The organism is Oceanobacillus sp. AG, assembly GCF_009746545.1.
Taxonomy (GTDB): Bacteria; Bacillota; Bacilli; order Bacillales; family Amphibacillaceae; genus Oceanobacillus; species Oceanobacillus indicireducens.
Map to the genome: position 1 here is coordinate 1 of NZ_WOWT01000070.1, position 1690 is coordinate 1690.

The 1690-nt window shown below is 39.0% G+C and carries 1 protein-coding gene; it reads left to right on the plus strand.

The features are described from left to right. Nucleotides 1–74: 74 nt before the first annotated feature. Nucleotides 75–1642 (plus strand): IS3 family transposase gene (locus GN217_RS18490; protein ID WP_156858110.1). Its coding sequence is split into 2 segments (ribosomal slippage): nucleotides 75–735 and nucleotides 735–1642, totalling 1569 coding nucleotides; the frame shifts between segments, so codons are not numbered across the junction. The last annotated feature ends 48 nt before the right edge of the window (nucleotides 1643–1690 follow it).

A 1690-nucleotide genomic window follows, 5' to 3' on the forward strand; every position in this document is an offset into this window, starting at 1 on the left:
CTGTGATATGCTCCCTTTATAGTAGACAGAGAAATAATAAAAAATCTCTATTACTATAAAAGGGAGCATTTATTATGTCTAAGCGAGTAATGAAACACACATTGGATGAAAAGATTCAAGCTGTATTGTATGTGCTCGAGGGAAAGATGCCCGATAGTGTTGTTGCAAAAAAATACACTGTTAGCCACACTACCATTCAGGCTTGGATTCGCAAATATCAACTACATGGTGTAGAGGGTTTAAAGGAATCAACAGGTCCGAAAACGTACTCTAAAGAATTGAAGATGCAAGCAGTCGAGTTTTACTTGAACCATGAGGGGAACTTAGAAGAAACCTGCAAAAAATTCGATATCTCAAGTCGTTCTGTTTTATCCCGGTGGGTAAAGCATTATACTAGTGGAAAAGAATTTAAATCCACTGGAGGAAGAGAAGCAATGAATAAAGGGCGTAAAACCACACTTCAAGAACGCATTGAAATTGTCCAATATACGATTGCGAACGAATGCAATTATCATGAGGCGGCTAAAAAGTATAACGTTTCTTATCAACAAGTATATAGCTGGGTACGTAAATATGGAAAAGATGGGAAACAGGGTCTTCAGGATCGTCGTGGAAAAACTCTAGAATCAAAGGCTAGCCTTACCGAAGAAGAGAAATTACAACTTCGTATTAAAGAACTGGAACACCGTAATCAGTATTTAGAGGCGGAAAATGGCTTATTAAAAAAGTTGAAGGAAATCGAAAGGGGGATGGGGCAGCGCGACTAGGTAAACACCTAGCTAAATTTCAAGCGATTCATGACTATCACAAGGAGACAACAATACCCATTCTATTACTCTGTGAAATTTTAGATGTATCCCGATCCGGGTACTATAAATGGTTGAAACATAAACCTACGGAACGACAAAGGGAAAATGAATGGCTCATGAAAAAAGTGAAAGAGGAATTCAGAAAGTATAACGGTAACTTCGGCTATCGTCGAATAACCATGGCGATCAATCGCAAATATAAGAAACAATATGACGAGAAAAGAATTCGACGCTTAATGATTCAAATGGGCTTAAAATCGCATATTCGTCGATCGAATGGCTATTCCACGAAGACAAGCTATATCAATATTGAAGAAAATATTTTAAATCGTGAATTTACTGCGGAGAAACCGAATGAGAAGTGGGTAACGGATATCACGCATATGACGTATGGCTTTGGTAACAAGGCTTATTTAAGTGCCATTAAGGACCTTTATGACGGTTCGATTGTCGCCTATCAGGTTGGGCGCTATAATGACAATCCTTTGGTTATGAACACGCTAAAAGAAGCTATAGAGGCAAATCCTGACGCAACCCCTTTAATTCACAGCGATCGTGGTTCACAATACACATCAAAGGAATATCGTTACCTTACGACGGAAGCTGGGATGACCCGCAGTATGTCACGTGTAGGCAATTGTATTGATAACGCACCGATTGAAAGCTTCTTTGGTCATTTTAAATGCGAATGTTATGACCTAAAGCATTACACGAGCTATGAAGAATTAGTGGACGATATTGACGCTTATATGGAATTTTATAATGAAGAACGATACCAAACGAAATTAAACAGCCTAGCACCGTTAGAATATAGGTACCAGGCTGCGGCATAGATTTTTATTTTTTCACTGTCCACTTGACAGGGCGCAGTTCACTGACCC